Consider the following 25,306-nt stretch of genomic DNA (forward strand, 5'->3'; position numbering starts at 1 on the left):
ATTTAAAGCAAACTAAAAAGGACTCGCTATGAGTAATGCCAGTCAGTTAAGCTGACTGGCATTTTTCCTGTTCGTTGCATATTTTTGGGGTTTCAGTTTCACCCAACGAGGGTAACTTCTATCTTCTCTTCGAGGTGGCAGGGTAAACATGGATATTTGCTTGAGTAAGACTTCATAATGTTTAGGAAGTTTTCCAGGACTCGTTAAAGGTAAAGCCGCGAAGTATTGAGTCACAGCCATAGCACTACTCGTAAAGCTTAATTGATTTGGCCAGACGCTATCTAATTTAATCGCAGCCTTTGTCATAACTTGTCTTATAAGGTTATAGGCGAGCAAAATCCCCCAGAGCTCCTGCTTGACCATATCTGGGCGCTTACTTCGTAATGTATACTCACTATCAAGCAAGGTTTGCTTCATTTCCCGATAGCCTAATTCGATTTCCCAACGATAGCGATAAAGCTCTACGATGTCTTCACCAGGAAAGCGTAACCCATCACGCATTGATGTAAGTACCTGATATGTCTTCCCTTTGATGATTTTCGACACTAACCTTGCTTCTATTGTCTCAGGGAGATCACTGAACTTCTTTCTTGCCTGAGGTGTCGTTTTTATATCAACGATAGCGTCACTCTGACTGTATTTATGAACGACTTCATACTGGAAGTCTTTTCTCACAGGAAGCATCCAATGCCTTTCTTTGCCTACCTTATTCCAGCGATTAAGTAGCCCTAGAGAGTAGTATCCTTTGTCAAAAATAGTCAGCGAATGATCGGGGGTTTGTTCGATGAGTTCTTCTGCAAGGCGCATTTCGCTGGTGCGATAGTCAGAGAATGTACTATCGATTAGTTGATGACTTGTAAGCTCCATCAAGCAAACCATACGTACCTTAGGGTAAATATTCTCCGATGATTGATTGCTCTGTGCTTTAAACTCTTGATGATTTTCAGGTGTATCTGTCGTTCTCCAAACGACACCATCGACGGATAGAAGGTTTAGTCCACACCAAGTTTCGAAATTAGACGAGTGATAGCCATGCGTAGCCATCTTCTTAAAGACTTGTTTAACGCCTTCTTCGCCTAATCTCTGTCTCGCTTGAACAACAGCACTTGGGGCAACAAAGCGTTGTCTGTCTGGCAGGACAATATCGAGTTGGTTAGCAATATCCCAAACAGATTGTTGACGAAAGAGACTCATTCCAACAACGGACCAAAGTACGGCCTCCAAAGGTAACCGTCTTCTTCTAACGGTTGCGACGCCAGCTTGCTCAAAACCTTGCTGGATAAGCTCTGGACTAAGAATTTCAGAGTATTTTTCAAAGTGGTGGAAGGTATTACACGACTGAAAAGTATTGGCAAGTTGGCTTTCTAAAGACATAAAAAAATCCGATATTAGTTTCCTAATATCGGATTCTGAAGCCTTTTGAGGATCGGTCAAATGATCTCACAAATTTCTTAACTGATCGGTATTACTCGCTATGAGTCCTTTTTAATAAAATCCGCCAATGTCATTACATTTACCATGGTTACTAACGATGAGATTATCATTACCATGAAGCAAGTCGCAAAGGAGAGAATATAAGGGAGCAAAACTGTCTAATAAACGAGCTTAGGAGTAATCTAGCTATACGGGTCTTTTTTCGCTTACCCTTTTGCTGCAGGTGACACATAATGAATAAAACAGAAGCACCAAACACCGAAGACGTGACATGCCCTTTATGCCAACATGACGAATATCTACTCTCAGAAAGTGGAGAGAAGTTTACTTGCGCATCCTGCGGATTTCACACAAAACAATTTAGTAAAGTACTCAGCCTTCAATTGGGCGTTAACCCACCAAAGCTGCAGAGCTCGGTTTATCACCACTGGAGCAGTGCTTGCCATTAATCCAAACGGAAATTTCTTCCAAACTATAGATATCCTGAGCCGCCAGCTCTGCTGTGTCGGCTTTTGGGTCACCACTTAATGTCTCATCTACATTCGGTCTTAATCTGAACGACTGAATACCCGCTCTTACACCTGCTTCAATACCTTTCAAGGTATCGTCAACATAAATACACTCATTAGGTAAAAAACCCATATTCATTGCGGTATACATGATCAAGTCTGGCTCTGGTTTCCAGCTGTTTGCATCAAACGCCGAAAACACTTTCCCTTTAAAGTCATCAAGCATACCTGTCATTGCGAGAGAAGATTCAACTCTAGATTTCGGTGCATTAGAAGCAATACAAAATTCGATGTCTTGATGTTTGAGGAATTCAATCAGTTCGATAGCACCATCCATCGGCTTCAAGTGACGTTGGAACAAGGCTTCTAATTCAGTGCGATATAAAGGTTCGAGTGTATCAATAGAGATGGATAGACCAAGACGAGCCTGCGTGTCCAGTAAAATATCTGCTAGCTTCCCGCCTTGAAAGTGAGCGTAGCAGTCGTTGAGGTTTAAGTTGGCCCCAAATTCGCTGAAGACATTGACTAAGGCTTGGCAGCACAGCTTTTCACTGTCGATAAGCGTGCCATCGCAATCAAATATCACACATTTAGTCTGTTCTAACCGCATAGTTCTCTCACTCAGATTCAATCCAAGTTTTATCCTATAGGGTTCTTTCAAAGTGAGGGATGACTGAGGTAACAGTTTACGGATGCATGCTTATTTCTCTTCGCAAAATATACTGCAGATCACCTTATGAGTCGCCATAAGCAACAGTTTTCATCAAATTATCAACAGGCTCACAGTATGAATGCCTGAAAGCTTTACAAACAACTGAAGTTAATAGGAGAAAATATAACTCTTAGAATACAGAAATCGTTGTGCGAAGTATTAACTGACAGCCGACTCTTCATCGACTTTGGGTTTCCCTTCTACCTTGAAGCTATATTCAAAAGCTGCAGTGTCAGGATAAGTATCACGTATCGCGACAAACTCAGGCAAATGTTTTAGAAGTAATCGAGTGAGTTGTGGGTCGAATTGATAACCACATTCACGTTCGAATAAATCAACAACCATATCTAAAGACCATGGCTCTTTGTAACAACGTGCGCTCAGCAACGCATCAAATACATCCGCGACCGCAGTAATACGAGCAAACAAGTGGATTTCTTTACCCGACTTACCATTTGGATAACCGGCGCCGTCCCAACGCTCATGATGTTCATTGGCAATAATCGCCGCTAGGTTGGTAATATCACCCGCTCCGCTCTTCAATAAATTATAACCTGCAGTGGTATGAAGCTTCATTACCTCCCACTCTTGCTCGGTTAGCTTACCCGGTTTATCGAGAATAGACTCAGGAACCGAGATCTTACCGACATCGTGCATTGGGCTGATGATCTCTATCATCTCGACTTCTCTATGACTCAAGCCGCTGTGTTTAGCTAACAGTGCTGACAACTTGGCAACGCGTTTTACGTGATTGCCAGTCTCGCCTGAACGAGTCTCAATGGCTTCACCTAAGACATGAATCATCTCTTTTTGTACATTTAACGTCTGTTTTTGCAGCGCTAGAATCCGTTTGTTCTTTTTGGCTAACTCTTTTTTCTGACGTAAGGTGATAAATTGCATCACGATAATCAAGCTCAAACCTGCGATTACCATGGTTAAGCCCAACAGCAACTGGAAGTTCTTACGTATGAAAGATGAAGGTTCGTTAATGATTACCGATTCTTCTGGAAGTGCACTTTCACGTAATCCGAACTTTTTCATCGCATCGTAATTGAATACAAAACGTATGTTATCACCGGGTACTAACGAGCTTTTAAATCCAAGTGGGACGTACTTATCCAATGCATCGACCGCTTGTTCACCCATACTTTGTGAATGATTCACATATCCGCCAAGAACATCCCCAAGAATGTAAAACTGCCAAAGTGCGAATACGGGTGCAGCGCTCGCCTGAGATATGGTTTCTGCAATTTCGGTATAAGAGTGGTAGACACCTTGCGTCAATTCGGTGTTGTAGTGGCTAATCAGCACTGCATCATCAGGAGAGATATTTTTCAAATACTCACCCGCCAGCTCTAAAGTCTGATTGCTGATTTCCACAAGATTGATTTGTGGATAGCCCGCCATGACTTTATGAACTTCTTTACGGATTAGCTGAGACGTGACACTGTAATCATTTACAAAGTATAAGTTCTTGATGTTTGGACGTAGCTGAGAAATGAGCTCAATATTAATATCAATATGATCATTCTCATAAAGCACAGTCGCTTTGTCGCTCACGGTGTACATGTCTGTGTCTAAGTCATTAATTCCAACAGCAACAACAGGTGTTGAACGATCTATGATTGCACCTAGTGACTCAAGGAAATTAGCGGCATTATCATCAGTCGCGATAACCCCATCAAACTCATAACCTGAATATTTTTCTTCGAAGTAATCCACGAGAGAGTCGTAGTAGTCTTGGTTATGAATACGTTTAGTATCTAAATACTCGATAGAGAGTTTTACTTCGCCATGGGATTGCTTGGACGCGTTATCGATCCCCTTTTGGAAATCTGCGGTCCATTGATAGGAAGGTTCGTAGGAGTGTAATACTAGGATTTGTTTAACATCCCAGTCGTTAGCATAAATTGCAGGAGAAAAAGCGCTAACACACAATACAGCGATTGAGATCAATAGCTTGTACATACCGAACCCTTTTTAAAAGACGGTGTATTGTACTCAGATTAACGCTTTCTCAAAGAGTCATAAGTTCTCGAACAATACTTTATAGGTAGAATCTTGATCTTGAGCCCAAAAATCATGTAACTGTTTAGCAAACCCGACAATATTTTGATCGTCTTGGTTAACAATATCTGATATTAACAGCTCATCGTCACTCGCCGTTACAATAGCACTCGCCACCACATCACCGCTCTTAGTACCTACATACAGCTCATGTTCATCAGACAGCATGATTTGGCTTAAGAATTCTAGGATGTTCGCCCTTTCCGCTTCATCTTGATAAGCACTAGCTTGGTTTAGAGAGAAAAGAACCGTTAGTTTGTGAAAATCTACTTTGTGCAGTTCGTCAATTTGTGAGGGCGTTTGGTCTTGCGGAAGAAGTTGGTAAGTTTTGTGGGAAAGCTGATTCTTATAGATATCTAGACCTAAAAGGCTTTCTTTCGCGGGGTAAGCAATATCAAGCTGGCTAAACAGCCACTGATTCTTCTTTAATGCGATTTCAGGTATTTCGTTATTCATTCTTTTAGTACCTACAGTTAGTATCCCCAAATATTACAGTTATTTGGCAGACATACGGTCGGCTGAGGCGCCGAGCTACATGCAGAGAGCATACAGAGCATCACTAAGGCCAACAAGTACTTTAAATGCTTCATATTTTTCATTATCCAACAACATCCTTTAAGAACTTAACGAAAAGCTCTACACTCGTATTCAAGCTTTCAATTTTCTTATAGTAAACAGAACTATATAAATAAAAAGGACTTCTTATGAAAAAAGCCTTAATAGCAGCCGGTATCATGACAATGTTAGCAGGTTGTTCGGACAACGAGGTTGGTGACGTATCTTTAGGTTTCTTCACAATGAAGGATATTAAGATGTCATCTTTAGACGATGACAAAATCCCTAGTGTAACGTGTCACATCGCTTCCATCGAAGCGAACTTGAGTCTTTCTGATCCAAGTGATAGCTCTATTTCTTGCCGCCAAACGGGTGAAATCACACCTGAAATGATTGCGCAGATTGATAAGAGTAAATCTGGCGAGGTGGTATTCAAGCAGTCGAAAAGTATTTTCTTCAAAACCATGAAAGTTCGTCGTATCTACGATGCAGAAAACCAGTCGCTACTCTACTTGTCTTACACCACTAAAGAGACCGAAGGCAGCTTCAAACACAGCCTATCGACCGTTCCTCTATGGGGTACAGCGGCTTACGTTGATCCAGCAACACTCGTACCAACAGAATAATCAATACGAATCACCTGTACAGACATTGTGCAGGTGATTCAAAATGTAATAAAAATGAAAGAAACAGAAACAAAATGTGATATCATGCGGCAAAATTTTTTCACTGTATTTTTCATATGAAGTTTCCTGGACAGCGTAAATCTAAGCATTACTTTCCAACTCACGCACGTGATCCGATGGTAAACCAAATTCAACAAACACCTAAACTGCACCGCGCAACGATTGTTGGTGTAGGTCAAACCATTGTTGATATCGAAGCTCGTGTTGACAGTGCGTTCCTTGATAAATATGAGCTGAGTAAAGGTCACTCACTTGTATTGGAAGAAAGTAAAGCCGATGCGCTGTATGAAGAGCTTGTAGAGCGCGGTTTGATCACGCATCAATACCCAGGCGATACTATCGGCAACACACTGCACAACTATTCCGTACTTGCAGACAGCAAATCTGTGCTGCTTGGCGTAATGTCTAAGAAAATTGAAGTTGGCTCATTTGGTTACCGTTACCTATGCCGTACTTCTTCTCGTATGAACCTAAACCACCTACAAACTGTTGATGGTCCGATTGGTCGTTGTTACACGCTAATCACCGAAGATGGCGAGCGTACGTTTGCTATCAACGAAGGACACATGAACCAGCTTCTTCCTGAAAGCATTCCTGAGAAAGTCTTCGAGAAAGCATCAGCGCTTGTCGTGTCTTCATACCTAATGCGTGGTAACCCTGAAGATCCAATGCCAAAAGCGGTACAAAAAGCGATTGAGTATGCAAAAGCGCATAACGTGCCAGTTGTTCTTACGCTTGGTACAAAATACGTGATCGAAGGTAATGCGGAATGGTGGCAAGAATACCTGAAGGAGAACGTGACCATCGTTGCGATGAATGAAGACGAAGGTGAAGCGTTAACAGGCGAAAAAGATCCACTTCTTGCAGCGAACAAAGCTCTAGAGTGGGTTGACCTAGTACTGTGTACTGCTGGTCCAATCGGCCTTTACATGGCAGGTTACACAGACGAGCTAGCCAAACGCGAAACTACGCTTCCACTATTGCCAGGTCATATCCCTGAGTTCAACAAGTACGAATTCAGCCGTGCAATGCGCAAACAAGACTGTGAAAACCCGGTAAAAGTGTACTCTCACATTGGCCCATACCTTGGTGGTCCATTAGAGATTAAGAACACTAACGGTGCTGGTGATGGCGCACTTTCAGCTCTGTTACACGACATGGCAGCAAACAGCTACCACTTCGTTAACGTACCAAACTCAGAGAAACACGAGCACGCGTGTCTAACGTACTCTTCACTGTCTCAAATTTGTAAGTACGCAAACCGCGTAAGTTACGAAGTATTAACACAGCACTCTCCTCGCCTTTCTCGCGCATTACCAGAACGCGAAGATAGCTTAGAAGAAACATACTGGGATCGTTAATCCACGTTACTTATTACGTGAGTTACCTTTCCTATCTTAAAGGGCTGCGATATGCAGCCCTTTTTGTATTCAGCGTAAATGTGTGGACTTAATGCAAAATCAAATCGAATATTTTGCTCATTGAAGATTTGATCTCGCGCAATGACTCTTCAAATCTGTTATCTTCCAGCACATAATTCCTGTGGTTTGCCTTTACTTAGCAAATTTATACAGTATCATCGCCACGCAAACGTTTACGTACCACCTTTCGGTTCTGATATAAGGATCAAATATGCAGTCTGATATCGATATTTGTCGCTCTACTCCCCTTAAAAACATCAGTGAGGTTGCCAAGCACGCTGGCCTACAAAACAATGAACACCAGCCATTAGGGCAATATAAATCGAAGGTGTATCTCAAATCACTTGAACGCTTATCAGAGAAACCTGACGGAAAACTGGTTGTTGTGACTGCGATTACGCCCACACCACTCGGTGAAGGTAAGACAGTAACGACCATCGGGTTAGCGCAAGGGCTTGCCAAGATTAACCAATCAGCAATGGCGTGTATTCGCCAGCCTTCAATGGGCCCAGTATTCGGTGTTAAAGGTGGTGCTGCTGGCGGTGGTTACTCTCAAGTTGCGCCTATGGACGAATTAAACCTTCACCTGACTGGCGACATTCACGCCGTAACAGCCGCTCATAACCTTGCCTCTGCAGCAATCGATGCACGTTTCTATCACGAACAACGTGAAGGCTTAGAAGCTTTTGAGGCGCGCTCTGGCTTGAAAGCCTTGGATATCGATTCCAGCAGAATTGTTTGGAGACGTGTACTCGATCATAATGATCGCGCATTACGTATGATCACGGTGGGTAAAAACGAATCTGATAAAACGATCAACGGTTATGAACGCGAAGACGGATTTGATATCTCAGCGGCCTCAGAGCTTATGGCTATTTTAGCACTGGCCGATGACCTTCAAGACTTACGTCAACGTATTGGTCGGGTTGTTCTTGCCTACAATAATCAAGGTCTAACTTTAACCGCAGACGACTTTGGTGTCGCTGGTGCAATGACAGTGACGATGAAAGACTCCATTGAGCCGACATTGATGCAAACGCTTGAAGGCGTTCCAACCCTAATCCACGCCGGTCCATTCGCAAACATCGCCCATGGCAACTCATCAATTATTGCCGATAAGATTGCGCTAAAACTGAGTGACTTTGTGGTGACTGAAGGCGGTTTTGGTTCTGATATGGGCTTCGAAAAAGCATGCAATATCAAAGCGAAAGCTTCCAATAAGAAGCCCGACTGTGCGGTAGTTGTTGCGACATTGCGTGGGTTAAAGGCGAACTCGGGTTTATATGACTTGAGACCTGGTAATCCACTAACAGATTCAATCTTCAGTGATGACCAAGATGCACTAATTGCTGGTTTCGAAAACCTAAAATGGCACATCAACAACGTTAAGCAATACGGCGTGCCTACTGTTGTTGCCATTAACCGATTCCCACAGGATTCAGAGCAAGAACTCGCTACGTTGAAACAAATGATCACAGAATTTGATAGCAAGGTAACAGTAGAAGTCAGTGAAGCGTTTGGCAAAGGCGGTGACGGTGTCACTCCACTCGCTCATGCCGTGGTCAAAGCATGCCAAAGTGATAGTGAATTTAAACCACTGTATCGATCAGAGCAAAGCTTAGAAGAGAAACTGATGGCGGTTGCGGAAATCGGTTATGGTGCGGCGAGCATTACCCTATCCCCTCAAGCGAAACAGCAACTGGCGGAGTTTAAACAGCACGGCTTTAACGAGTTATCTGTATGCTTAGCAAAAACACCACTTTCTATTTCAACAGAAGCACAAGTCAAAGGTGCACCAAGCCAATTTGACGTTCCTGTCAGGGAGCTAAAACTGTGTGCGGGTGCCGGATTTATTTACGCTCTATGTGGCAATGTAATGACGATGCCTGGATTACCAGATAAACCAGCATTCATGTCGTTAGACATTGATAGCAATGGAAATATTGTTGGCCTTAGTTAGACACCTTTATCCAGATAAATAACGAAAAATCGAGATTTAAACGCTTCTTTTTTTCGTAACGAAAGTCTATATCGAGCAACCGTTTTGTTGTTGATGGGTTGCTCGATAATCAAGCTTAATTGCACAAAGTTGCAGTAAAACCACGATAATATGCAAAACTTATCTTAAGTTCTGGGTCAAGATCACATTAAAAACCCTATAAAATATATAGTATTGCGCTGATTCTTTGAGGACAGTGATGAATACAAGTATAAAAAAACTAGTCGGCCAATTTCTGTGTACCGTATTTGCCCTAGGATTAGTCCCTGCCCTCTATATCAACTCTGAATTTGACAGAGTAGAAGCCCAGCACTCGTTAAACATCAAGCAGTCTAGCCAAAATCAAATCGAATACAGCTTTCACGAGCTCGCTGTCATTGTTGAACAAATCTCTAACTCCGTTCCCTCTATAGCAGATTCCAAAACGTTACTTCGAGCAATTAAAGAGCCGTCTGTCATTCACACGGAAGCTTTACAAGACCTGTGGGTAATGCTTGCACGTGGCCAAAAGTACTATTCTCAATTACGCTATCTTGATTTAACCGGTAATGAAGTGTTCCGCATTAATTACAAAGATGGCCATGCTTCAGTTGTTCCGGAACACGAACTCCAAGATAAATCATCACGTAGTTACTTCTCCGCACTTCAAGAACTTAAGATCGGCGAGGTCAGTACTAAAGGCATAGATCTTGAAGTCGAAAACGGTCAGATAGTTCGCCCGTTGATTCCGGCACTGCGCATTATGTCACCTGTCGCTGACAACAATCGCATTATTGGTTACTTCATTGCCAACTTAAACATGCTAGAGATTTATAAACGCCTTCATTACCAAATCGGCGACTCCTCTGCTGTCCCAATCATTCTCAATAAGACTGGTCATATCATTATGGGACCAGACCCTTCCGAGTCGTTCGGCCATGTAATTGAAGCGCGTTCAGAACAAACCTACGCCAAACAGTACCCAAAACTTTGGGCAGCGATACAAGACAACACCTCTTCTAGCTATTTTGATGGTAAAAACTGGTATTTTCACGCCGATATCAGCCCGAAGATCAAACAGTTTGAAGGCCCTATCTACATGGTTCTTCATATTGAAAATCAACAGTTTAATAGCCAATATCAACGCGAGAACCACGCCATTGTTGTACAGATCGTTACCTTAACGATTTTAATCTCAATGATCTCGGCAGGGTTTGTGCTTTGGAACAGAAACCATAAGAAAAACAGTATTGATAGCCAGTTAGCAAAAGCCGCGATGAACGGTATGTCTGCCTTAGTAATCACCGACCGTAATAACCGCATTATCAAGGTAAACCAAGAATTTACACGGGTAAGCGGCTACGAGCTCGAGGATGTAAAAGGTCGACAACCTTCTATGTTTGCGTCAGGTCGGTACAATCAAGAGTTCTACATCAAAATGTGGAGTGTGATTAAAAAACAAGGTGTATGGGAAGGCGAAGTAGTAAACCGTCGTAAAGACGGATCATTAATTACCGAAATTCTTCGTATCCAAACCATTAAAGATGTCAAAGGTGTAATCCAATTTTATGTCGCGTCATTTGTTGATATCAGTAAACACAAAGAGCTTGAGAACAAACTTAGAAACTTGAGTGAAAAAGATGCCTTAGCGGGATGCTGGAATCGACGTAAGTTTGATCTTGAGCTGCGTGACGAATGTTCTCGTATTAATCGCTACCCTACCCGCGAGCACTCTTGCTTAGCTATTTTGGATATCGATCACTTCAAACGAATCAACGATAGATTTGGTCATGACTATGGCGATCGAGTGATTCAGACCGTTGCTCAAGTATTGCAACGTGAGTGTCGTGAAACTGACTTTGTCGCTCGCATTGGCGGTGAAGAGTTTGGCGTTATTTTGCCCCACACCACAACAGAAGAAGCTGACTACGTACTTAATAGACTGCGAATTGCGGTTAGCCTTGAGCTAGACAGTGTTGTTACCGTAAGTGCCGGTATCACCAACCTAACGAGCGATCCGGCTCTCAACTATAAATGTGCCGACTTGGCGCTATATGAAGCGAAAGCCGCGGGCCGTGATAGCGTATGTTTGTTCTTAGACACAGAGATGAGTGAAATCGCCTAGAATCCAAAGCGAAAGCGAGGCAACCTTCTTGGTTCAATAGCTATCAGTTTGGCGCAGGGTGAAACTCTAACTTATTCCCTTCAACCACGAGAATGCAATCCATCTGAGCAGCGTGCGCAGCTTGTTTACCAAGGTCCGTATCTTCAAATACCACACATTGCTTTGGCTCTAATCCCATACCAAAGCAGGCATCCAAAAACGTATCAGGGTTCGGCTTATGATTTTTGACGTCTGTAGCGGTAACTAGAATATCGAGCTTGCTAAGAATGTTCGTCTTTTCTAGAAGCTGCTCCGCACTCTTGCGCTGGCTTCCAGTACCAACTGCAATCTTTTTGCTACCTAGGTGTTCAAGCAACAAAGAGTGCGTACATGGGATGACATCTCCCTTTTCTTCAATCGCCGCAAATGAAGCCATTTTGAACGTTGACACAGCCTGAGGATCGAGAGACAAACCCTATTTACTGTTTACCTCACCAGCTATTTTGTAACTCGGCATACCGCCCAAACTATGTAACCAAGATGCTTCAAAATGAAAGCCGAACTCTTCAGCTGTCTTCTGCCATGCCTGTACATGCGCTGGCATTGTGTCGATCAACGTACCGTCCATATCAAAGATTAATCCCTCATATGCCGTTAAATCTATTTTCATTACTGCTACCACTCTTTAAGAAAGTTACTGATACCATAACCAATATTCAGTATTATGACGCCATATTACCGTTCAAAATGGAAGTTTATGTTACAAATATCTAACTCTGTATCCATTCAAGACTGGGAGATCCAGTTAACTGCGATCAGAGCTCAAGGTGCTGGAGGCCAAAACGTCAATAAAGTATCGAGTGCAATACACCTTCGCTTCGATATCAAGCACTCTACTCTACCCGATTTCTACAAAGAAAAGTTGTTAGCCTTCAAAGATAGCCGAATTACTAAAGACGGTGTGATTATCATTAAAGCTCAACAATATAGAACTCAGGAACAAAACCGAGAGGACGCGTTAGTACGCCTGAAAGAACTGATTTTAGAAGCGACAAAAGTTCAGAAATTACGAAGAGCCACTAAGCCTACACGTAGCTCGCAAAGAAAGCGTCTAGAGAACAAAAAACAAAGAAGTAACACCAAACAACTTAGAGGAAGAGTGAGCTAGCCGCTTCATTTCCCCTTGGTGCACCCATCACCAATGAAACAACTGCTCTACTCGGTTTACGCCCACTGTCCCCTCTCTATTTCGGTTTTTTGATCGATAAAATCAGCTTAATTAACAGCAGCCGCTCTTCACTAGTGAGTAAACGACTGACCGCGGCGACATCTTCAGCCGTCGCATGAGAAGCGCCTACTATATCCAGAACAACATCCAAATCTGTCACTTTTAGCGTTCTGGTTATTGAACGATATTGAGACATCTTAATATCTGCTTCACCGCGTTCGATTCGCTGATACGTTTTCAAACTCATACCTGCACTAGCCGCGAGCTTTTCTTGTGATAAATTCGCTCGCTTCCTGCGCTCAATCAGTGCCATGATTATCGGCTCTTGTGACATAGGGCTCTCTCCACTAGACAGTTATGACCTAATTTCAGCAAGAAGCAGACCATATTGACTTGCCCATGTTTACATAAGCCATCAAAGGCATATTATTCGAACCTTAAAAAACCTTACGTTTCATAAACCTTAACGCATAGGTCAGTGATATGTATTTAGGCGAATAAACTTGGTTTAACCAAGGATAGGAAATATTAGAAATTGCAAATTGCGAACAAGAAAGACGTCGAGTTGGAAATTGCGAATTATTACAAATTAGCGTTTCCTTGTATAAAACAGGCTTTAGATTCAAACACAACACGTGCCGATATTATCGAAGTTCAACACAGACTTCTTACTTACAAAGAGGTCTTACTCCACGGTGATATGCTAGAAGACAAAGAGCTTAAACGTGCTTTTTCCGCTTTAAATACTAATGAGAAAAGTGTCGCGCAAGGCGGAATAAGAAGCATCAATGATGCTATTAAAGAAATGGATGAGATAATCGAAAGATACAGTAGGAAGACCAATGTAGTGTTCACGTAACCACGGACGTCAACATAGCTATATAAAACACTATCAAAAACTCAATAATACAGAATCAAAAAAGTCGACGTCATCGTTCGATGAAACGTCGACTTATTCAAAATAATCAGCTTCTAGCGTTTAGCTGCTTTTCTAACACCAGCAATCAGCATCAGCATACCTAGCAAACCAAACGGAACACTACCACCGCTGCTACCAGAATTCGATGGAGTGCGTGCATTGATATAAGCAGTTCGCTTAGCATCGGTAGAAACAAACTTAGGTGTTTCATTACCGGCTACAACACTGTCAATCCAAGCTTCATAGTCGAGGATCTCGGTGAATACCGACGTTACACTTGGGCTTTCACCACAGGTTCCTGGACCAAAGCTTGTAATACCGACTTGTCTGTAGTCCGAACCATCTAACCAGTAAACTGGGCCGCCAGAATCACCTTGGCAAGTACCACCAAATAAATTAGAGGACGCACTATAATCGCCTTTGAAACAAATCTGGTTATCAGTTAATACAGAACCGTCTTTGAAAGCAGATGCGCACTCAGTGTTATCAACATAAGTAAGCGATACACCTTGCAAGATCGTCGTAGCATCAAAATTAGAGCGAGTATTTCCGTGCCCGACTGCGACGAAATCGTTAACTACGTTGCGATAAGAATCGTTCGACGGACGCTTAACTACATCATTCACCGAATCAATATTTAACGCACTTTCAAGCTTTAAAACAGCAACGTCGTTACGCCAAAGATCACTTGAGTTATCCGAATAGTCACTACGATAGTAAACTTCAACTACGCGCGATTTCTGGATATTGCCATGGGGAAATTCAGATGTATCTTCAAGTTGCGGTACCACTGTTGTAAACAACTGCCCCTCTTCATTTCCATAAATACAGTGCGCAGCGGTGAGAACATGAGTCGGATTTAAAATGGTTGCGCCACAATAAGCACCTTCCGAGGACTTACCATCGTAATCAATACGATCGATGAACAAACTCGCCATTGAAGGGAAATCGCTAACTGATGCGTCGCTACCGTTAACAATATGAAGCGTTACACCAACATCAGGAGTCGGTTCAACCGCATTCTCTGTAGCCAAAACACTTGATGAATAAATCAACGGCGCTAAAAGACCTACAACGACTTTGTTTATAGGACTAATTGCTTGATTCAAATTCATAGATAACTCCTTGTAACACTTACAACTTATTTATAATGTGAATAGTCCCCAACAATAACATACCATGGCTTTCAGTATAGCGTGTTTTTGCAACCTCAATACGACATTTTTTAAACATGACAACGAAGAATGACAGGATACTGATGGCCGAAGATCCAATCAAAACAAAAAAGCCTACCGTTAAACATCCCTTAAAAGAGAAGCTAACAATAGGCTTTCGTTATAATTTGTGCTTTATCTTAAAAGATATTAGCCACGGTAGTAACGTTGAGGTACGAATGGCATTTTTTCTACTGTCATTGGTAGCTTCTTACCACGGACTTCAGCAAATACTTCTGTACCGATAGCAGCAAGATCAGTGCGTACGTACGCCATTGAAACAGGCTTACCCGCGTTAGGACCAGCAGTACCGCTCGTTACCACACCGACTTTGTTTCCTTCTGCATCAAACAGCTCAGCACCTTCACGTACAGGAGCTTTAGTTTGTCCCACTAAGCCAACACGCTTACGTTGAACATCTTTAGTCGCGATTTGCTCAAGGATGATATCGGCACCTGGGAAACCGCCAGCACGCTCACCGTCAGTACGACGCACTTTTTGAATGCCCCATAGAAGGCTAGCTTCTACTGGAGTCGTTGTTGTGTCTAGGTCATGACCGTATAGGCATAGGCCACACTCAAGACGAAGTGAATCACGTGCGCCAAGGCCAATCCACTCTACTTCAGCTTCTGCCGTTAGTTTACGCGCTAGTGCTTCAGCGTGATCGTTCGGTACTGAGATTTCATAGCCATCTTCACCTGTGTAACCACTGCGGCTCACGATGCACTCTACGCCGTCGATATCGACTTTTTGAACGTCCATGAATAGCATGTCTGCAACACTTGGCTGGAAACGAGCAAGAACTTCAGACGCTTTAGGGCCTTGAAGTGCTAGTAGAGCGCGGTCATCAATCACTTCCATTTCTACGTCTGCAGGAAGGTGAGCCGTTAGGTGGTCGATATCTTGTGTTTTACACGCCGCGTTCACAACAACAAATAGGTGATCGCCAAGGTTAGCAACCATAAGATCATCCATGATGCCGCCCTGTTCATTGGTAAAGAACGCGTAGCGCTGCTTACCAGAAGGCAGGTCGATAATATCTACTGGAACCAGAGATTCTAAAACAGCGGCTGCATTTTCACCGTGTAGACGCAGTTGCCCCATGTGAGAAACATCAAAAAGACCAGCAGCGTCACGAGTGTGTAAGTGCTCTTTCTTTACACCTAGTGGATACTGAACTGGCATGTCGTAGCCAGCAAAAGGAACCATTTTTGCACCGACTTCAACGTGAAGCGCATGCAGAGGTGTTTTTAGTAGGTCTTGATTAGCGTGTTCTTGAGTCATTTTATTCTCCATGAAGCGTTGCAGGCTTTCCAAATCGAATCTGCCGCTTATATCTCTATTTAGAGTCGTTTCTAACGATATGGGTTAACGTTAGAAACAGTAGATAGTAAAAAGTGATGTCTTCTATATAGGCTTTTATTACTAGCGATATAAAAAGAGGCTTCTGTATAAAAGCTATACGACTCACTTTCTAAGAATTCACTTCAGTAAACTTCAATCAACATGAGTAAACCGTGTTCACTATAGTAAACAAGCCTGAGTCAGTTTTACACCCTTAACAAGATTAAAACAGCTCAAAATGTGACATTTAACAATTTAAAAACAATTTTCAATCGCATACAAAAACGCGATATTGATGCTTTTCACACCAATATCGCGTCTTTTGGCAAACGTTAGAAACAAAAGCAAACGTTTGCATTCACTATAAGAAATTCTAACTTTGTTAACTTATTTTGCAGTCACCCACAAAATCAGTGCATCTTCTGTACTAGTAGAAATCAACATATGCCCCATGTTGGCGTCGTAATACATGCTGTCACCTTCGCTCATGGGTACCGGCTCATAGAATTCTGAGTAGAACATCACATCACCAGAGATCACCATCAAGAACTCTTCACCATCGTGGCGAACCCAATCGTTATACTCTTCAAAGGCGCGTGCTCTCACTCGGCTCTTGAACGGCATCATCTTCTTATTCGAAAGTTCTGTCGCCAGCAGTTCATGCTCGTAAGTCGGAGTTGGGTGAGGTTTACCCTGGCCTGCTTTAGTTAAGTCACGACGTCCTGTGGCAACTTTTTTTCTTGGTGGCTCAAAGAGTTGTGGCATATCGATTTGCAAACCCATAGCCAATTTCTGCATCGCTTGGAACGTCGGTGAGATTTGTTCGTTCTCAATTTTACTCAGCGTAGAACGTGCCAAACCAGTACGTTGGCTCGCCTCTTCTAACGTAATGCCCAGTTTGCTGCGGATATCTTTAATACGCTGGCCGAGCTTAAGTGGTTCGATATTCTGATCTAACGTCTCTTTCGCCAACGTTAAAGATGGGTACTCATCATAAATGTCTTCTGACATAGGTCCCTCATTTATTTCATACTTCCTGTCTATTGATTTCATTGTTGCATGAAGCGCTTTGTTGATTAAAGAGCACACAGGAAAATAAAGCGTGCTCCCTGTAGCAAAACGAGAAAAACTGTTTCCTATTGGAAATTTTTGTTGAAAATTGATTTTATCGGAGCTATGTTATCGACTTGTTAGATGAAGAGATGCTACTTCAGCTTGCAGCAAGTGAAAGATTTAACATTTGTAAGAGCTGTTTTTTACCCGAAATTTTTGGGAACCAATTCGTGCTGCATTGACCCTACAACGATCGCTTTGACGCTATGGTCGTATAAATAAGAAGCAACGCACTATTTATACACCTATATAACGCAAACGATACCGATGCAGAAATCAACGTAAGACCTAATGGACTATAAAAACAATCACCATTAGCTTAATGAAAGGTCTCGACAATGAACGCTTATCAAAACCATAGCTTAGACAGTTTTTTCTCTACGAACCTATCTGCGACTGACGACGCAGTATTTGCTGGAATCCAAGCAGAGAACACTCGTCAAAACGAACAAATAGAACTTATTGCTTCTGAGAACATCGTTTCTAAAGCAGTAATGCAAGCTCAAGGCACTTGCCTTACCAACAAATACGCAGAAGGCTACCCAGGTCGTCGTTACTACGGTGGTTGTGAGCACGTAGATACAGTAGAAGCTATCGCGATTGAACGTGCTAAACAGCTATTCAAGTGTGAATACGCGAACGTACAACCTCACTCAGGTGCTCAAGCGAACGGCGCAGTTAAACTTGCCCTACTTCAACCTGGCGACACTATCCTAGGTATGTCTCTTGACGCTGGTGGTCACCTTACGCACGGTGCACGCCCTGCTCTTTCAGGTAAATGGTTCAACGCAGTTCAATATGGTGTAGACCGCGACACACTAGAGATCGATTACGAAGCGGTACGCGCTCAAGCGATCGAATGCCAACCAAAAATGATTATTGCAGGTGGTAGTGCTATCCCACGCGTTATCGACTTCGCTAAATTCCGTGAAATCGCTGACGAAGTTGGCGCTATTCTAATGGTCGATATGGCACACATCGCGGGTCTTATCGCGACAGGTGCTCACCCTAGCCCACTACCACACGCACACGTTGTAACGACAACAACACACAAAACACTTCGTGGCCCACGCGGCGGCATGATTCTGACTAACCACGAAGACATCAACAAAAAGATCAACTCTGCAGTATTCCCTGGCCTACAAGGCGGCCCACTAATGCACGTAATTGCGGCTAAAGCTGTCGCATTTGGTGAAGCACTTGGCCCAGAATTTAATACTTATATTAATTCAGTGACCGATAACGCAAAAGTTCTTGCTGAAGTGTTGCAAACTCGCGGTTGTGACATTGTGACTGGCGGAACGGACACGCACCTAATGCTGGTTGACCTTCGTCCTAAGGGCTTGAAAGGTAACGTAACTGAAGAAGCATTAGAGCGTGCTGGGATCACATGTAACAAAAATGGCATACCATTCGACTCAGAGAAGCCTATGATTACTTCGGGTATTCGTTTAGGTACGCCAGCTGGAACCAGTCGTGGTTTTGGCACTGAAGAATTCAAACTTATCGGTGAATGGATCGGTGATGTTCTTGATGGCTTAGTTGACAGCCCTGAAGGCAACGCTGAAGTTGAACAACGTGTTCGCAAGCAAGTTAAAGAGCTCTGCAAACGCTTCCCTCTTTACCGTTAATCCGTTTTTAAGATTTAAATTAAAACCTCATAAATTTTTGGAGAATAAGCAATGGACAATACACTTAAGTTTGCAGACAGCCACGAGTGGGTAAAAGACAACGGTGACGGTACTGTAACTATCGGTATTTCTGAGCACGCTCAAGAGATGCTAGGTGACGTTGTGTTTGTTGACCTGCCTGAAACTGAAGACGAAATTGAAGCTGGCGAAAGCTTCTCTCTAGTTGAGTCAGTTAAAGCTGCTTCTGATATCTACGCGCCAATCTCTGGTGAAATCGTAGAAATCAACGAAGAACTAGAAGATAGCCCAGAGCTAATCAACGAAGAACCTTATGAAGGTGGTTGGATTGTTAAAGTGAAGATGTCTGATGCGTCTGAACTAGACAACCTTAAAGATGCGGAAGAATACCTAAGCTCTATCGAAGAAGACTAATAGGTAACCTCATTACGATAAAGCTGCTCTTGTGAGCAGCTTAATTTTAGGGGCTAGCTCACGGCTCCAGAGAGAAAGTAGAACGATATCATGACTGAATTACTTCAAAGCCAATTACTGAAAGACTTGGGTACACAAAACGAGTTTGTTGCTCGTCATAACGGCCCAAATAAAGCAGACCAGCAAAAAATGCTTGAAGCGATCAACGCGACTAGCCTAGCCGCACTGATCGACGAAACGGTTCCTGCACAAATCCGTCTTGAAAAACCAATGACACTTGCTGCGCCACTGAGCGAAATGGACATGCTGACCTCTCTTAAAGAGATCGCTAACCTAAACCAAGTGAAACGTACTTTCATTGGCCAAGGCTACTACAACACATTCACTCCAAACGTTATTCTACGTAACGTTTTAGAGAACCCAGGCTGGTATACAGCTTACACACCATACCAACCCGAGATTTCTCAAGGTCGACTTGAGTCTCTGCTTAACTACCAACAAATGGTAATGGACCTTACAGGTATGGAAATCGCGAACGCGTCTCTTCTTGACGAAGCGACAGCGGCTGGCGAAGCAATGACACTGTGTAAGCGTGCTGGTAAAAGCAAGAGCAAAGTATTCTTCGTTGCTGACGATGTTCACCCTCAAACACTAGAAGTTGTTAAAACTCGTGCTGAGTACATCGGTTTTGAAGTAATGGTTGGCGCTCTTGAAACACTTCCAGAGCAAGACGTATTTGGTGCACTAGTACAATACCCTGGTACAACAGGTGAAGTTCGTGACCTAACAGACGTCATTGCAAAAGCTCAGGCAAACAAAACGCTTGTAACCGTTGCAACAGATCTACTTGCTTCTGCTCTACTCAAGCCTGCTGGCGAAATGGGCGCAGACGTAGTAATCGGTTCAGCTCAGCGCTTCGGTGTTCCTATGGGTTACGGCGGTCCACACGCTGCATTCATGGCAACTCGTGAAAAGCACAAGCGTACAATGCCAGGTCGTGTAATCGGTGTTTCTATCGATACGCACGGTAACCAAGCACTACGTATGGCAATGCAAACTCGTGAGCAACACATCCGCCGCGAAAAAGCGACATCGAACATCTGTACGGCTCAAGCGCTTCTAGCAAACATGGCGTCTTTCTACGCGGTTTACCACGGTGCAGAAGGCCTACGTACTATTGCTCGTCGTACACACCACATGACAGCTATCCTAGCGGCTGGCCTGACTAAATCGGGTTACGAGCTAACGAACAACAGCTTCTTCGATACCATCACGATCAACTCTGAAGAGAAGACAGATGCACTGTACGCGAAAGCGCAAGCAGCAGACATCAACCTTCGCCTTCTTAAAGGTAAGATCGGTATCAGCTTAGACGAAACAACCACAATCGACGACGTGAATGCCCTATTCGCAATCTTCGACGTGAAAGAAGACGTTCAAGCACTATCTTCTGACATTGCATCAAACGAATTTGCAGCAATTCCAGAAAACTGCCGTCGTGAATCAGAGTTCCTAACTCACCCAGTATTCAACACGCACCACAGCGAAACGCAAATGATGCGTTACCTAAAACAGCTTGAGAACAAAGACTTCTCACTAACGCACGGCATGATCCCACTAGGCAGCTGTACGATGAAGCTGAACGCTGCTGCTGAGATGATTCCAGTAACATGGCCTGAGTTTGGTTCTATTCACCCATTCGCGCCTCTAGAGCAAGCGGCTGGTTACACAGCACTAGCGAAGGATCTTAAAGAGAAGCTATGTGAAATCACTGGTTACGACGATTTCTCACTACAGCCTAACTCTGGTGCATCTGGCGAATACGCAGGTCTAATCGCGATTCAACGTTACCACGCAAGCCGCGGTGAAGCTCACCGTAACGTTTGTCTGATCCCAAGCTCTGCGCACGGTACTAACCCTGCAACAGCATCAATGGTTTCAATGAAGGTAGTAGTTGTTAAGTGTGATGAAGATGGCAACATCGACATGACTGACCTAGCAGCGAAAATCGAGAAGCACAAAGACAACCTATCAAGCATCATGATCACTTACCCTTCTACGCACGGCGTATACGAAGAGCAAGTGAAGGAAGTATGTGAACAAGTACACGCAGCGGGCGGTCAGGTTTACCTAGACGGCGCGAACATGAACGCTCAAGTAGGTCTAACTTCTCCTGGCTTCATTGGTTCAGACGTATCTCACTTGAACCTTCACAAAACATTCTGTATCCCACACGGTGGTGGCGGTCCAGGTATGGGTCCTATCGGTGTTAAATCTCACCTAGCACCTTTCCTACCAGGTCACATCGAAAACGGTGTACAAGGTTCTGACTACGCGGTATCAGCAGCAGATCTAGGTAGTGCTTCAATCCTACCTATCTCTTGGGCTTACATCGCTATGATGGGCGAACCGGGCCTAACAGACGCGACTAAAGTTGCGATCCTGAACGCGAACTACGTGATGGAAAAACTACGTCATCACTACCCTGTTCTTTACCGTGGTACTAACGGCCGCGTAGCGCACGAATGTATTATCGATATTCGTCCACTAAAAGAAGAAACAGGCATCAGCGAAGAAGATATTGCTAAGCGTCTAATGGACTTCGGTTTCCACGCGCCTACTATGTCTTTCCCAGTTGCTGGCACGCTAATGGTAGAGCCAACTGAATCAGAAGATTTAGAAGAGCTAGACCGTTTCTGTGAAGCGATGATCGCAATCCGCCACGAAATGGCAGCAGTGAAAAACGGTGAATGGCCACTAGACAACAACCCTCTAGTGAACGCACCGCACACACAAGTTGACCTAGCTGGCGCAGAATGGGATCGCCCTTACTCTCGTGAACTTGGTTGTTTCCCATCGAAAGCAACGAAGAACTCGAAGTACTGGCCTACTGTTAACCGTGTAGACAACGTATACGGCGACCGTAACCTAATCTGTTCTTGCCCAAGCATCGATAACTACGAAGATTAATACGTAGCGGCGCTAAGTAGCGAAACATAACAAAAGCGAACCACTTGGTTCGCTTTTTTGTTGTCTGAAATTTGAGTCCAACAAAAGCATTGACCTTACCGTAAGGGAAAGGCTTAAGGTGAGATTAATCCAACGATGAATGAGGAAATGATGATGGGATGTTGTAGCAAAGCGCCAAAAGGTGGAGCCCCTCTTGGCTTGCTTCTAAAAGTAACACTTGGAATTGGTTTTTTGGTATTTTTGCTGGCTCTGTGGCAGTAAGAGGCTAATACAAAGATAGGTTTGAAACTAAACAATGATGGCATGGTCATGATAGATAGCGCCAAGTTGATATTGGCGCCATAGTTGTATGGTTGGTGTTTACCCTATTGGCTTACATGTTCCTAAAAACGTACTTTGATACTTATAGGATTCAATTACACCTTGCTCATCCGTAATAAAAGTATACGTGCAACTGTCATTGAAGATCCTATATTCCGCCTCAATCACACCATCATCTATAGACTTCATTTGGTAGGGTTCTCCCCACTGCTCTACAAGTTTATCTATATGATGTCCGGTCCAACTTTCACCAAAGTAGCTCTCAGTCACAAGTAAAGAGCAACCACTTAGGACGAGCGCAAACGCTAAACTCAGTAATCTTAATTTCATAACGGTTAACCTAGTCATTCATACGGATGCGAGGGTAACAATTAAATGATTCACATAAAAGATAAAACGAGGGCGGACATAAGAGCAGATAACTTCCAGCAATACTTTGAGGCAACTAGCAGCTTTAGTTTTTAAAGAAATAACTATATGTACTACTCGTTGCTAATTAACCTAAGCCGTTTATTAACGGTGGTTAGTTGGAGATAGTAGTCTCTTTAAAGACCAGCTTCAGTGGTTTAACTAATGAGAAAATCCACAAACCGAACGCTGCAAAACACCACATAAACAGCGTTAGAAACAAACTAAACATTGGCCACATTGCTAAAGCTAGTAGCAGACCAGACAGCCCCGTTACTGGTGTCTGTTCCCACTTTACCGTTTCCGCACCAAATATGGATGCGACACCACATATTAAGAAGAAAACAAAGAAGCTCAGACTAAATCCGATAAAGAGCATTTTGAAAAGAGATCTTTTCGAGATTTTCTTAACGGTAATTTCCATTTGTATCCCTATTTTTCTACAACACCTGTTAAAAAGCTCTGGACTTAGCTACAGAACTTTCCAACCTAGTTCCCTATGCCACTAATTGTACTAGCCTTCGTCCGTCCATAACAATAACTTATACCGCCCACTTAGTGATTTACATGGCAAATATATAATTTAACTGACTCATATGATTCCCACTAAATCATGAGCTTACGCGCGTTATATCCGTGTTGTAACCATCACAACCTACCCTTACCTCGGAGCGAGTAAAACTCGATAAATCCAATGCTTGACCCTATACGGTAAGGTGTTTATATTGTCGCCGCCCAAACGGGGCACATCCTAAAATGCACACCGGCCATCCTGCCATCACTGGTGCATTTATATTGGTGTTTTGAACTTCCATGCTAACAAAACTTCGTCCTTTTACTCGTGAATCGGGTGCGCTTATGCATCTTTCGATTCCAATCATTTTGACTCAAATAGCTACCCAAGCGATGGGATTTGTCGATACGACAATGGCTGGCCAAGTAAGCCCCGCCGATCTTGCCGCTATTGCACTTGGCACTAGCCTTTGGATTCCTGTGTTGCTGTTACTACGTGGTGTGATTATGGCGTTAACGCCGGTCGTTGCTTACCACCGTGGCGCTCGCAACTTTCAGAGTATCTCTGTTGAGTTTTTCCAAATGGTATGGCTTGCATTAATTGCGAGCGTGCTTCTCATCGCTTACCTCGTAAGTGCCAAACCTATCTTAGAATGGATTGGTGTAGCTGCTGAGATTATCCCGATTGGCAGTGACTATGCGTTTGCCCTAGCCTTTGGTGTACCGGGTATTGCCCTGTTTTACACTTTAAACGGCTACTGTGAAGGTATGAACAACACCAAAGTACCGATGATCATTTCGGTCATTGGTTTGTTGATTAATATTCCAGTCAACTACGTGCTTATCTACGGTAAATTTGGTTTCCCTGAAATGGGTGCGGTAGGCTGTGGCTGGGCGACAAGCTTAGTGTATTGGCTAATGTCGGGTATGCTGTATTCCTACATAAAAGGCCATCATCACTACAAGACGATCATTAGCTTTACAGACGCGAAGCCAAAAGCAAAAGAGATGCTTCACCTTCTAAAGCTAGGTTTACCTATCGGTATGAACATCGCTGTATGTGGCAGTATCTTTGCGGTCATCGCATTGATGATTGGCCGTATTGGTGCAGAAAATGTGGCAGCGGCGCAAATCGCTCTCAATATATCGAGCCTGACTTACGTGATCCCAATGAGTATCTCGTTTGGCATTACGATTCGTGTTGGTCACGCTTTGGGTGAAAAAGACGAACTTGGAGCGATTGAGCGCAGTAAAGTCGGTATTTTAGTGGCAGCATTAATCTCATTGCTTTCGGTGACGATGTTCCTACTGTTCCCTGAGTTAATCATTAGGCTTTACACGACAGACCCAGTAATCAGCGCAACTGCAGCTGTGTTATTGACCTTTACCGCTATGTACCAATTCAGTGATGCACTGCAAACCTCTGCAAATGGTGCTCTGCGCGGCTATAAAGATACCAAGATACCAATGATCTTAGCTATCGCTTCATACTGGGGCATAGCGCTACCTATGGGTATGGTGTTGGGCTTAACCGACTACGTGGTTCCAGCAATGGGCGAAGAAGGCTTTTGGATTGGTATTCTAACTGGCTTGAGTGTCTCAGCCGCTCTGATGCTACTTCGCTTACGATACGTGATTAAGAAGCGTGACTTGCCACCAGCAGATGCGATAGCGACAAATTGAGTTGAACCAATCAACTAATACAAAAAAGCGCGTTACTGCCCATTGGCGATAACGCGCTTTTTTA

Annotated in this window: 19 protein-coding genes and 1 pseudogene; 10 read left to right on the forward strand and 10 right to left on the reverse strand. The window is 43.4% G+C overall.

What is annotated here, in order from left to right:
- Positions 1-42: 42 nt before the first annotated feature.
- The 4 genes from OCV52_RS17025 to OCV52_RS17040 all read right to left on the reverse strand — a co-directional run bounded on the left by OCV52_RS17025 (position 43) and on the right by OCV52_RS17040 (position 5,178).
- Positions 43-1,374 carry an IS4 family transposase gene (locus OCV52_RS17025; RefSeq protein ID WP_137409199.1) on the reverse strand — a complete coding sequence of 444 codons (1,332 nt, stop codon included), beginning with the start codon at positions 1,372-1,374 and terminating at the stop codon, positions 43-45.
- 450 nt (positions 1,375-1,824) lie between these two features.
- Complete coding sequence (locus OCV52_RS17030) at positions 1,825-2,553, reverse strand: HAD-IA family hydrolase (protein WP_137408188.1); 729 nt, start codon at positions 2,551-2,553, stop codon at positions 1,825-1,827.
- Between the two features lie 261 nt (positions 2,554-2,814).
- Positions 2,815-4,623 carry an HD domain-containing phosphohydrolase gene (locus OCV52_RS17035; RefSeq protein ID WP_137408189.1) on the reverse strand — a complete coding sequence of 603 codons (1,809 nt, stop codon included), beginning with the start codon at positions 4,621-4,623 and terminating at the stop codon, positions 2,815-2,817.
- A 57-nt stretch (positions 4,624-4,680) separates the two neighbouring features.
- Positions 4,681-5,178 (reverse strand): hypothetical protein, encoded by a 498-nt coding sequence (locus OCV52_RS17040; RefSeq protein WP_137408190.1) that lies wholly within the window; start codon positions 5,176-5,178, stop codon positions 4,681-4,683.
- 248 nt (positions 5,179-5,426) lie between these two features.
- Here OCV52_RS17040 and OCV52_RS17045 point away from each other — a divergent pair, with 248 nt between their 5' ends.
- The 4 genes from OCV52_RS17045 (at position 5,427) to OCV52_RS17060 (ending at position 11,487) form a co-directional block, all read left to right on the forward strand.
- Complete coding sequence (locus OCV52_RS17045; RefSeq protein WP_137408191.1) at positions 5,427-5,903, forward strand: CreA family protein; 477 nt, start codon at positions 5,427-5,429, stop codon at positions 5,901-5,903.
- Between the two features lie 116 nt (positions 5,904-6,019).
- Positions 6,020-7,324, forward strand: coding sequence for an inosine/guanosine kinase (locus OCV52_RS17050; protein ID WP_137408192.1), 1,305 nt, complete (start codon positions 6,020-6,022; stop codon positions 7,322-7,324).
- A 271-nt stretch (positions 7,325-7,595) separates the two neighbouring features.
- Positions 7,596-9,344: a formate--tetrahydrofolate ligase gene (locus tag OCV52_RS17055; protein ID WP_137408193.1), complete on the forward strand. Its 1,749-nt coding sequence runs from the start codon at positions 7,596-7,598 to the stop codon at positions 9,342-9,344.
- 238 nt (positions 9,345-9,582) lie between these two features.
- Positions 9,583-11,487, forward strand: a complete 1,905-nt coding sequence (locus OCV52_RS17060) for a sensor domain-containing diguanylate cyclase (protein WP_137408194.1) — start codon at positions 9,583-9,585, stop codon at positions 11,485-11,487.
- Between the two features lie 43 nt (positions 11,488-11,530).
- On the opposite strand, the pseudogene OCV52_RS17065 reads toward OCV52_RS17060, so the two are convergent.
- Positions 11,531-12,136: pseudogene (locus OCV52_RS17065) on the reverse strand (beta-phosphoglucomutase family hydrolase).
- A gap of 87 nt (positions 12,137-12,223) precedes the next feature.
- On the opposite strand from OCV52_RS17065, the gene arfB reads away from it, so the two are divergent.
- Complete coding sequence (gene arfB, locus OCV52_RS17070; RefSeq protein WP_137408195.1) at positions 12,224-12,634, forward strand: alternative ribosome rescue aminoacyl-tRNA hydrolase ArfB; 411 nt, start codon at positions 12,224-12,226, stop codon at positions 12,632-12,634.
- 76 nt (positions 12,635-12,710) lie between these two features.
- Here the strand turns inward: arfB and OCV52_RS17075 are convergent, their stop codons facing one another.
- Complete coding sequence (locus OCV52_RS17075; protein WP_008216956.1) at positions 12,711-13,028, reverse strand: helix-turn-helix transcriptional regulator; 318 nt, start codon at positions 13,026-13,028, stop codon at positions 12,711-12,713.
- A 201-nt stretch (positions 13,029-13,229) separates the two neighbouring features.
- Between OCV52_RS17075 and OCV52_RS17080 the strand changes: the two genes are divergently transcribed.
- Positions 13,230-13,553: a hypothetical protein gene (locus OCV52_RS17080; protein WP_137408196.1), complete on the forward strand. Its 324-nt coding sequence runs from the start codon at positions 13,230-13,232 to the stop codon at positions 13,551-13,553.
- 113 nt (positions 13,554-13,666) lie between these two features.
- Here the strand turns inward: OCV52_RS17080 and OCV52_RS17085 are convergent, their stop codons facing one another.
- The 3 genes from OCV52_RS17085 to OCV52_RS17095 all read right to left on the reverse strand — a co-directional run bounded on the left by OCV52_RS17085 (position 13,667) and on the right by OCV52_RS17095 (position 17,182).
- A complete protein-coding gene (locus OCV52_RS17085) occupies positions 13,667-14,728 on the reverse strand; it encodes a S1 family peptidase (protein WP_137408197.1) in 1,062 nt (353 codons plus the stop codon).
- A 249-nt stretch (positions 14,729-14,977) separates the two neighbouring features.
- Positions 14,978-16,111, reverse strand: a complete 1,134-nt coding sequence (gene gcvT, locus OCV52_RS17090; RefSeq protein ID WP_116870688.1) for a glycine cleavage system aminomethyltransferase GcvT — start codon at positions 16,109-16,111, stop codon at positions 14,978-14,980.
- A gap of 447 nt (positions 16,112-16,558) precedes the next feature.
- A complete protein-coding gene (locus tag OCV52_RS17095; protein ID WP_137408198.1) occupies positions 16,559-17,182 on the reverse strand; it encodes a helix-turn-helix domain-containing protein in 624 nt (207 codons plus the stop codon).
- Positions 17,183-17,622: 440 nt separating this feature from the next.
- Here OCV52_RS17095 and OCV52_RS17100 point away from each other — a divergent pair, with 440 nt between their 5' ends.
- The 3 genes from OCV52_RS17100 to gcvP all read left to right on the forward strand — a co-directional run bounded on the left by OCV52_RS17100 (position 17,623) and on the right by gcvP (position 22,317).
- Positions 17,623-18,915, forward strand: a complete 1,293-nt coding sequence (locus OCV52_RS17100) for a serine hydroxymethyltransferase (RefSeq protein WP_137408199.1) — start codon at positions 17,623-17,625, stop codon at positions 18,913-18,915.
- Positions 18,916-18,966: 51 nt separating this feature from the next.
- Positions 18,967-19,347, forward strand: coding sequence for a glycine cleavage system protein GcvH (gene gcvH, locus OCV52_RS17105; RefSeq protein ID WP_008216962.1), 381 nt, complete (start codon positions 18,967-18,969; stop codon positions 19,345-19,347).
- Positions 19,348-19,437: 90 nt separating this feature from the next.
- Entirely contained in the window at positions 19,438-22,317 is a 2,880-nt protein-coding gene (gene gcvP / locus OCV52_RS17110) for an aminomethyl-transferring glycine dehydrogenase (RefSeq protein ID WP_137408200.1), read from the forward strand.
- Between the two features lie 844 nt (positions 22,318-23,161).
- On the opposite strand, the gene OCV52_RS17115 is transcribed toward gcvP, so the two are convergent.
- Entirely contained in the window at positions 23,162-23,476 is a 315-nt protein-coding gene (locus OCV52_RS17115; protein ID WP_390903411.1) for a hypothetical protein, read from the reverse strand.
- 383 nt (positions 23,477-23,859) lie between these two features.
- Here OCV52_RS17115 and OCV52_RS17120 point away from each other — a divergent pair, with 383 nt between their 5' ends.
- A complete protein-coding gene (locus tag OCV52_RS17120; RefSeq protein ID WP_137408201.1) occupies positions 23,860-25,242 on the forward strand; it encodes an MATE family efflux transporter in 1,383 nt (460 codons plus the stop codon).
- Positions 25,243-25,306: the final 64 nt, after the last annotated feature.

Source organism: Vibrio chagasii (genome assembly GCF_024347355.1).
Lineage (GTDB): Bacteria > Pseudomonadota > Gammaproteobacteria > Enterobacterales > Vibrionaceae > Vibrio > Vibrio chagasii.

What these genes read in the sequence shown, in the direction of transcription:
- OCV52_RS17030 (WP_137408188.1), bottom strand. Translation starts at nt 2,553, where the DNA reads ATGCGGTTAGAACAGACTAAATGTGTGATATTTGATTGCGATGGCACG.
- gcvP (WP_137408200.1), top strand. Translation starts at nt 19,438, where the DNA reads ATGACTGAATTACTTCAAAGCCAATTACTGAAAGACTTGGGTACACAA.
- OCV52_RS17045 (WP_137408191.1), top strand. Translation starts at nt 5,427, where the DNA reads ATGAAAAAAGCCTTAATAGCAGCCGGTATCATGACAATGTTAGCAGGT.
- gcvH (WP_008216962.1), top strand. Translation starts at nt 18,967, where the DNA reads ATGGACAATACACTTAAGTTTGCAGACAGCCACGAGTGGGTAAAAGAC.
- OCV52_RS17100 (WP_137408199.1), top strand. Translation starts at nt 17,623, where the DNA reads ATGAACGCTTATCAAAACCATAGCTTAGACAGTTTTTTCTCTACGAAC.
- OCV52_RS17040 (WP_137408190.1), bottom strand. Translation starts at nt 5,178, where the DNA reads ATGAATAACGAAATACCTGAAATCGCATTAAAGAAGAATCAGTGGCTG.
- arfB (WP_137408195.1), top strand. Translation starts at nt 12,224, where the DNA reads ATGTTACAAATATCTAACTCTGTATCCATTCAAGACTGGGAGATCCAG.
- OCV52_RS17050 (WP_137408192.1), top strand. Translation starts at nt 6,020, where the DNA reads ATGAAGTTTCCTGGACAGCGTAAATCTAAGCATTACTTTCCAACTCAC.
- OCV52_RS17055 (WP_137408193.1), top strand. Translation starts at nt 7,596, where the DNA reads ATGCAGTCTGATATCGATATTTGTCGCTCTACTCCCCTTAAAAACATC.
- OCV52_RS17085 (WP_137408197.1), bottom strand. Translation starts at nt 14,728, where the DNA reads ATGAATTTGAATCAAGCAATTAGTCCTATAAACAAAGTCGTTGTAGGT.
- gcvT (WP_116870688.1), bottom strand. Translation starts at nt 16,111, where the DNA reads ATGACTCAAGAACACGCTAATCAAGACCTACTAAAAACACCTCTGCAT.
- OCV52_RS17075 (WP_008216956.1), bottom strand. Translation starts at nt 13,028, where the DNA reads ATGTCACAAGAGCCGATAATCATGGCACTGATTGAGCGCAGGAAGCGA.
- OCV52_RS17035 (WP_137408189.1), bottom strand. Translation starts at nt 4,623, where the DNA reads ATGTACAAGCTATTGATCTCAATCGCTGTATTGTGTGTTAGCGCTTTT.
- OCV52_RS17060 (WP_137408194.1), top strand. Translation starts at nt 9,583, where the DNA reads ATGAATACAAGTATAAAAAAACTAGTCGGCCAATTTCTGTGTACCGTA.
- OCV52_RS17025 (WP_137409199.1), bottom strand. Translation starts at nt 1,374, where the DNA reads ATGTCTTTAGAAAGCCAACTTGCCAATACTTTTCAGTCGTGTAATACC.
- OCV52_RS17095 (WP_137408198.1), bottom strand. Translation starts at nt 17,182, where the DNA reads ATGTCAGAAGACATTTATGATGAGTACCCATCTTTAACGTTGGCGAAA.
- OCV52_RS17120 (WP_137408201.1), top strand. Translation starts at nt 23,860, where the DNA reads ATGCTAACAAAACTTCGTCCTTTTACTCGTGAATCGGGTGCGCTTATG.